Annotated in this window: 8 protein-coding genes and 1 pseudogene; all 9 read left to right on the top strand. The window is 39.2% G+C overall.

The window, feature by feature from the left end:
- Positions 1 to 763, top strand: a 763-nt coding sequence (locus ACED25_RS22175) for a DUF1566 domain-containing protein (RefSeq protein WP_371696120.1), incomplete at its 5' end; no start/stop codon positions are given.
- 99 nt (positions 764 to 862) lie between these two features.
- A complete protein-coding gene (locus ACED25_RS22170) occupies positions 863 to 1069 on the top strand; it encodes a hypothetical protein (protein ID WP_102258143.1) in 207 nt (68 codons plus the stop codon).
- Positions 1070 to 1101: 32 nt separating this feature from the next.
- A pseudogene (locus tag ACED25_RS22165) lies at positions 1102 to 1799 on the top strand (IS1 family transposase).
- A 30-nt stretch (positions 1800 to 1829) separates the two neighbouring features.
- Positions 1830 to 2084, top strand: a complete 255-nt coding sequence (locus ACED25_RS22160) for a restriction endonuclease subunit S (protein ID WP_102502638.1) — start codon at positions 1830 to 1832, stop codon at positions 2082 to 2084.
- A gap of 611 nt (positions 2085 to 2695) precedes the next feature.
- A complete protein-coding gene (locus ACED25_RS22155; protein ID WP_102535574.1) occupies positions 2696 to 3436 on the top strand; it encodes an abortive infection family protein in 741 nt (246 codons plus the stop codon).
- Positions 3437 to 3591: 155 nt separating this feature from the next.
- The gene (locus tag ACED25_RS22150) at positions 3592 to 4224 is read left to right on the top strand and encodes a hypothetical protein (RefSeq protein WP_371696118.1); all 633 of its coding nucleotides are present in this window, start codon (positions 3592 to 3594) and stop codon (positions 4222 to 4224) included.
- A 142-nt stretch (positions 4225 to 4366) separates the two neighbouring features.
- The gene (locus ACED25_RS22145) at positions 4367 to 5374 is read left to right on the top strand and encodes a hypothetical protein (protein WP_371696116.1); all 1008 of its coding nucleotides are present in this window, start codon (positions 4367 to 4369) and stop codon (positions 5372 to 5374) included.
- 139 nt (positions 5375 to 5513) lie between these two features.
- A complete protein-coding gene (locus ACED25_RS22140; RefSeq protein WP_371696115.1) occupies positions 5514 to 6242 on the top strand; it encodes a hypothetical protein in 729 nt (242 codons plus the stop codon).
- Between the two features lie 132 nt (positions 6243 to 6374).
- Positions 6375 to 7196, top strand: coding sequence for a hypothetical protein (locus ACED25_RS22135; protein WP_371696113.1), 822 nt, complete (start codon positions 6375 to 6377; stop codon positions 7194 to 7196).
- The last annotated feature ends 188 nt before the right edge of the window (positions 7197 to 7384 follow it).

Genomic DNA, 7384 nt, shown 5'->3' with positions numbered 1-7384 from the left:
TACACTCACGGCCACCAAAGATGGCATCCCCAGTAATACGGTGGAGGTGAATGTGTCGGCAGCGGTCATTACGGCCATTCAAGTGACCCCTTCGCCTGTGAATATTGCGAAAGGTCAGACTGACCAGTTAATCGCCATAGCGACATTCAGTGATGCAACCTCGTCTGACGTCTCTAGCTCAGTGACGTGGGCTCCTGTCGATACAGCGACGGCAACCGTGTCATCAACCGGTTTACTGTCTGCGGTTGAAACGGGTGGTACGACACTCACGGCCACCAAAGATGGCATCCCCAGTAATACGGTGGAGGTGAATGTGTGTAACTTGGCTGGTACATGTATTGATATCTACGATAGAGGTGGTAGTGGTAAGTTGCTTACCAATTCACCATCAGCGGCCTATCTAGACAGCATTGGCGGTAGTGCTACAAACGGTACTCATACTGAAAGCGGAAATTCCGGCCCAGTTGGTGGTGATTTTTACCTATTCGACTGGAATAACGCAAATGCACTGTGTACTACCTACAACACCCATAGTCTCGGCGGACGAACTAACTGGCGTTTAGCGACAAGAGACGAGTTAAAAACGGAGCTATACGACGCATTCGGCCCGATGTTTATCGCGCGCGGTTGGCCGACCAACTACTACTATTGGTCGGCGACTCCTAATGGTTCTCTCTATTACGACGTGGACCTCGTCAATGGCTACGTCTTCAGCAACCAGCCGAGCCTCACGGGCTACGTATCCTGCGTCTCAAATCCTTAAAGTTGAGCGTTTAGAGTTTAACGTTTTAATTTTTAATTTTTAATTTTAGTTTTTGAAGTGCCAGAGTTGCATCTGGCACTTTTTAGGGGGGGAAGATAAGTGAATATTGAAACTAAATTAGCATTGGTTGAAAGCAGTCAACGTATTGTTGGCATAAAAGAGGGGATGTTTGTACGTTTCTATGAGCAATCACTCTTTGGTTGGCAGCAGTGGGTATCTAAACAGGACCAATTACCGACATTGAAGGTGTTAAAGAAAAAGGTTAAGAAATTGGGTCATGACTCCAACATGGTGAGCTTGAGTTAGAATGGTAGTCCCTCAACTCTGAATTAAAAATTATGGCTACTATTCAAGTTAACTGTCGGTTTTGCAACCAAACGGAGTATGTTCGTAAACATGGTACTGGTGTGTCAGGCTTTCAGCGGTTTCGTTGCCTTGAGTGCAAACGCTCATTTCAACTTGATTATGCTTACGAAGCATATAAACCCAAGGTCAAAGAGCAAATCATTGATATGGCGATGAATAGCTCTGGTGTAAGAGAAACAAGTCGTGTCTTAAAAGTTGGCCATAACACGGTACTGCGCACTTTAAAAAACTCTCGCCGAAACAAGTCACCTCAATACCTTTCGATAGAGCAAACATCTCTCTCATCTGTGAGGTCGATGAACAGTGGTCATTCGTAGGAAACAAAAAAAATCGTCGTTGGCTTTGGTATGCATTGGAGCCCGGTTATAAACGCATCATTGCTCATGCCTTTGGTAAGCGCAATACAGATGAGCTGCGAGCGTTACTTGCTTTACTTAAGCCATTCGACATCAGTTTCTTTTTCACCGATGATTTCAGCGTCTACTCGAAAGAATTGCCAAAAGAAAAACATGTTGTAGGGAAAAGGTTCACTCAGCGGATTGAACGAACCAATTTGACTTTGCGTTCCAGATAAAAACGTTTAGTGCGTAAAGCTATTGGCTTCTCGAAATCGGAAGAAATGCACGATAAAGTGATAGGGACTTTCATTGAGCGAGAGTTCTACCACTAAATCAAATAATTGGCGTCACGACCTACAAAAGTGTGTTCTGGAGGGACTCCAAGTACACGAGTTAAAGAGTTTTATATCGACGGGACAGTACCTTGGATTAAAACTAAGGAAGTGAATAATTGTAAGGTTTTTTCTGCTAAGACCTACATCACTGAAGATGCCACAACGAAGTCTACCGCAAAGTTAATACCGGAAAACTCGGTAATCATCGTTATGTATGGTAATGGTGATACTGCCGGTAGAGTCGCAATTAATAAAATTCCAGTTGCTACAAATCAAGCCTAGCTTATTACCAACTATTTTTAAGCCATCCCAATCACTTCCAACGCCCAGTTCTCTATTACAACCGAACCTCATCAGTCTCTTCCACTTTGGGGGTATCGGTTTTCCGAAACTTATTTATGTCCAAAACCATCACAGGCTGAACTTTTACCTGTGGCACGTTCTACCTCAGAAATGCCCCAAAGTGAGTCAGATAGGGATTGAACTCAGTTTCAAACCCAGCAACTTGCCTTACTTTTCCTCATGCCTAGAGCTCTAATTATGTCGCCAAAACTTCTAACCCACTACAGACTGACCTTTAATCACAGTTACGTACGAATATGCTGCTCAAGTGTTTCTAAGCGATTAAATAGTAGAGAACAAAATGGAAGTTCTTGATTGATAACGTGCCTCGATTAGGAAGCAATGTGTGTCTGCACGGTTTTCAACTAGAAAATCAGAAGTATATTGTATTACATGCATATATTTTAGTTGGTTAGGTACAATACTTGAGATATTCTGAATATATGAATTCGTGCTGGCACGATATTAAAATGTTAGGCTTCAAGTCATTGAAAACTCGAATCTAATCCCCATGTAACAGGTATATATGTTTTCTGAAAGCGAACGAAGTTATGTGTAGTTTAAATAGTCGGCAGCGTATCAAACTGTCAAATGTTCTAATGGAAATATTCAATTCAGGGGATTGGAAAGAGCTGTTTGCACTGACTGATACAGAGATCTTTATGCAATACCATTCGCGATTTATTCAAGATGTGAACTGGGGTAATGAGACTTTGAAGCAAGGCTGCATCGAAGCTGTTAAGTATATCTTGGATAGTGATGAGGATAATCTCAAAGAAATTTGGGAAATGTCCGGAGTTCAAGCTGCACTGAGAAGAAAAGAGGGTGAACTATATAATGCTATCGAAGCCTTTGCTGATGGCATAGAAGTGGTCGCTAGCCCCAACGTTTCTAATGCCAATCAAACAGTATTTAAAGCATTAGAAGATGCAGAAGTGTTACTTACAACTCAAGGTGCTTCGAGTGCATACGATCGAGCACATACCGCACTGCATGGGTTCTTGAAGCAGGTCTGTGATAATAAGGGTATTTCATATTCTAGTGGTGATGCTATTACAGCTTTACTACCCAAGGTTAATGCGTATATCAAACAACAACCCGATGTAGGTCGAAATGATAAAATATTCTCGATGCTTCGGTCTGCAGGGGCTATGTTGGATACAATAAACTACCTTCGAAATCATCATAGCTTATCGCATGCAAATCAGGTTCTTCTTACTGATACCGATGCTCAGTTTGCCATCAATTTAACTCGTTCAATTATGAGCTATATTGATGAACTAGTGGGCTAAAATGCCATACAAACTGTTTAAGAGTGATTCGCAACGCGTGGCATTTCTACTATGCGCTGTATTTAGTGGTTAAGGTGGTATGCGGAAGCATCGTTATTGCGTTGCTTACACCTTAACGGAGCGTTATGTTTTAAAATTAGAGTATGGGGTATTAAGTGAAGGTTACAGGAACGGGTGTAGTTGCAGTGTTCTCCATCGTATTGACCTGTTTTGGTTTTTTGCTGGGTACTACATCATTCGGTGAGATCTTTTCCGGTATTAAGTGGACAGATATTGTTTCAGCTGTTGGCTCAATTTTAGCCGGTGTAGGTACTATAATTGGTGTTTTTGTCGCGTTCTATGTTGGTGGGCAGTGGCGCAAGCAAAATAAGGTTATCTCATTTACAGCTTACTACGAAACACTACTTAAGTTGCTAGATTGCACTGTAGAACAAAGTACGATTTTGACGAATCGAGTAATGGAAGATTATCCGCATGATCCTGAGTTTAGTGATTATGAGCGTGAGAGAACTTCGTACCTTCACCGTACGTTTGATGAATTGATGTCTTCAATAATTAATGAATATGCAAAATTAGAATTGTTATACCCAGCTGATGATGTCGCTCTTCTCAATCCAATACTACTACGAAAACAAATTGGTAAGTATCGCTCAGTGCAATATGTATATCGCCCACATGAAGTTGACCACGCTGAATATGAACAAAACGTCACTAGAGAATTTCAAGTTTTGAAGTCTGTATTCAATAAATACAAACTTCATGTGAAAATAGTGATAAATAAAACATAACAAGCAATTTAGGAGTGATTCATAACGCTTGGCATTTTTGTTTGGGTTTAGTTTATTGATTACGATGTTCCAGTTGATTTATGTGGTCGCGTGCTTCACACCTTAATTGAGCGTTAGCCATTCCATTTAGTAATAGGTTATTATGAAAGAAAAATTAAATTATTTATTGAATGTATCAAAAATGTATGAATCAATAATTGAACAAACAAGTAACGATTGTTTAAAAAGGTTTTTAGCCTTTAAAATTATATTATGTTTTATGTCGTTTGAAGATTTAATTAAATCTCGAAATAATAAAGCATATCGAGATATTAGAAATATTTTCTTAGCACACCAACAAAATGGTGAGTTTTTTGATGCATTTTATGCATCTGATCAGATAACAAAAATAAAAATTTCCAGTACTATCTCCGAAATGGAAAATCATTTAGGAGGGGATTTTGTTAAGGTAAATGAAATACTAGATGCTAATTTAAACAATGATATTTTATCTTTGTCTAAAGGTGTTCTTGGTGAATATCATAAGGAATTTCATGAAGGGTATCGTTTATCAAATAATTTCTTGTTCTCCGGAGGAGATCAAATAAAAGAAATATCATCGAATCCGATAGCATCTTCTTTTTATAGGTATAACTCATCAAAAGAGTTATCAATTTTTGCAAACTTTTTTATCACAAATTTCATTAATTACAACTTAAGCGACTTGATGTTAAGAAGTTTTAAAATTGACTATATCCTTCATGCAGTAAATATGTGGGATACTGTTTTTAAGGATAATAATAATAGGTATTCTATAGACGGCCTATATGAGATTGTTAAAAAGGGCAATATTGGCAGTATTCAAGCCCTAGATAGTGTTCGTTCTGATACGGATATGTTAAATACATATAAAAAATTACGGTTATTAAGGAATAAGCTGTCAGGACATATGGATAATAAGATAGCTCTAAATACTCTTTTTACAAAGTTAGATGCGTTTGATATCAATCGTGCTTATGAATTCGTTAATGTTCTTGATAAGGCGGTGTGGGAAACGGCAAATACACATATCACAATGAAATTTCGGTATCATTCAAACTTAAAGTTAAAAGATGAAAATATCATTGGTATTGCAGGGATTAAAAATAGATCTTACCATGATAATGGCTAACAATCGCATCAACACGATTTACTACATTCGGCATTTTAGATTGTCTTTGGGTTTACCGTATTAAGTGGTAAATTTAGGCTTAATCTGCATGGTAGCAAACGTGTTATGCAGGCGTTAGGTTTTCAATGGAGATCGAGACATGATAAAAAAAGCTTTCTTGGATAAGCTGGCTATTAAAGCTCAAAATGAGCGAAGAACTCCTGATTTTCTACGTAGGTTATGTTTTACCGTCGTTGAGAGCGTGTTGAAACAGCATTATTTTGACTCTTACTCTATGCGATGCCTGCAGGCTTCACTTGCTATATCCTCAATTTTGAAAAGGGTTGGTATCAAGACGCAAGCGTACACAGGGGAAGTGTGTGTGTCGCAAGTATTTATCGACAACAAGATCGCTCCAAGGTGGAACGGCTTTTGGGGAGACGACCACCATGTTTGGCTCATCACTGAGTTTGGTGAGCTTGTTGACCTCAGTATTAAATATCTACACCTTCATCCTGTGACTAAAGGTAATAGCCAACTCGAAATGCCGGCAATTTGGTGGAGTAACGCTTCTAGATGGCCCAATGTAATTAAGTACCTTCCTCTAGGGCCAATTGCCGTAAAATTACCTAATGAAGAAATGATTGATCTAGAAGTTTTTCAGGCAAAGGTAGACCAAAAGCTAAGCCAATTCTTGAAATCTAACTCAGTCCAGCAAGTCGTGTTTACCCCAGTACTACATGGTCCTGAATCAATGAATGATCTTTATTCCCAAGGAAACCCCTGGCTTGTAAAGAGCGCAGAGCTTCAAGATGGCAGACTTCCTTATCCTCAAAGGGTTGTAGAACGTGAACGAGAGCTTTTAGCATCGAGTGAAAAGAAAACCTGAGAAGTTTAAGAGTGATTCACAACGCTTGGCGCCCTTAGTTCAAGTCAGTTTAGTGTTTATGGCGCAATGCTTTAGGTAAGGTGGTTGCGTTGTTCACACCTTAATTTGGCGTTAGATTTTTAAGGAGACATTGTGACATTTCAACTAAAACAAGTTTCGGAACATGGGACTGCGAATCCTATTGTTGCTAGGCTCTCACTTCAAACTATCGAACTTTTACAATTCAGTAGCTTAGAAAAAAATAGGCAAGATGAAGTATTTGCGCTTTTTCATGGAGAAGTACAGCCGAGGTTGTTGGAGTGTGATGATATTGCACAAGAAATATCAAAAGAAATCATGGCGATTGCGAACGAGTTGAATGAAAGCGGGCTAATAACTCAGTCTCAAGGTCGAGTTATTGAGGTTCCTAATTTGATGCGATTAGAACAGCGTGTTGAACAATTTTTGTATTGTGCTAAATCTGCTTTAAGAGACCTTTCAAAACTTTTTGGATTTTTCTTCGCTAAGGAATTTAACGAAGCACGTTTTGACAAAATCCATTCTTGGACTGTCGATACATTTGGTGAAGATTCAGAACTTGCAGTGCTAATTAAGCAAGATCATGATTTATGGATCAAGCAGGTTGTAGCAATGCGCAATGCGGTTGAGCACCCAGGTGGATTTTCTGGTAATTTGCATATCCATAACTTCGAATTAGTAACAGCTCCTCATTCTATGCAGCATAAGCTTAGTGAACCATGTTGGCATAGGAATGACGACCCTAAATCCTCTATAGCAAAAGACTTACTAATTTTTGTTACTAACATTTTAGAATTTTGCGAAGATTTACTGGTTATATGTATCAAAATGACTGGCTTCCCGGATTTCCTACAATTTGTTCAAATCCCTGAGAGCAAACGTGATGTTAAATGTGCCAAACGGCTGAGAGTTGCACTGGTTGATAATAAAATCTAACAAGAAGTTTAAGAGTGATTCACAACGCTCGGCGGTCTCACTTCAAGTAAGTTTAGTGTTTATGGCACAATGGTTTAAGTAAGGTGTAAGCGTTGTTCACACCTTAATTTGGCGTTACCTTTCGATACTTCAACGGCTCTTCTCCGCTTAGATGAGCTTGATTTCTGGGTAAAAGGTAGAGTGAGTTT

Origin of the sequence: Vibrio sp. 1F263 (assembly GCF_041439035.1) — a bacterium.
Lineage (GTDB): Bacteria > Pseudomonadota > Gammaproteobacteria > Enterobacterales > Vibrionaceae > Vibrio > Vibrio tasmaniensis_A.
The sequence above is the reverse complement of the archived record's forward strand: the minus strand, read 5'-3'. Positions and strand labels throughout refer to the sequence as shown.

Excerpts from the sequence above, each read along its gene's own strand:
- ACED25_RS22155 (WP_102535574.1), top strand. The coding sequence starts at position 2,696 with ATGTGTAGTTTAAATAGTCGGCAGCGTATCAAACTGTCAAATGTTCTA.
- ACED25_RS22145 (WP_371696116.1), top strand. The coding sequence starts at position 4,367 with ATGAAAGAAAAATTAAATTATTTATTGAATGTATCAAAAATGTATGAA.
- ACED25_RS22140 (WP_371696115.1), top strand. The coding sequence starts at position 5,514 with ATGATAAAAAAAGCTTTCTTGGATAAGCTGGCTATTAAAGCTCAAAAT.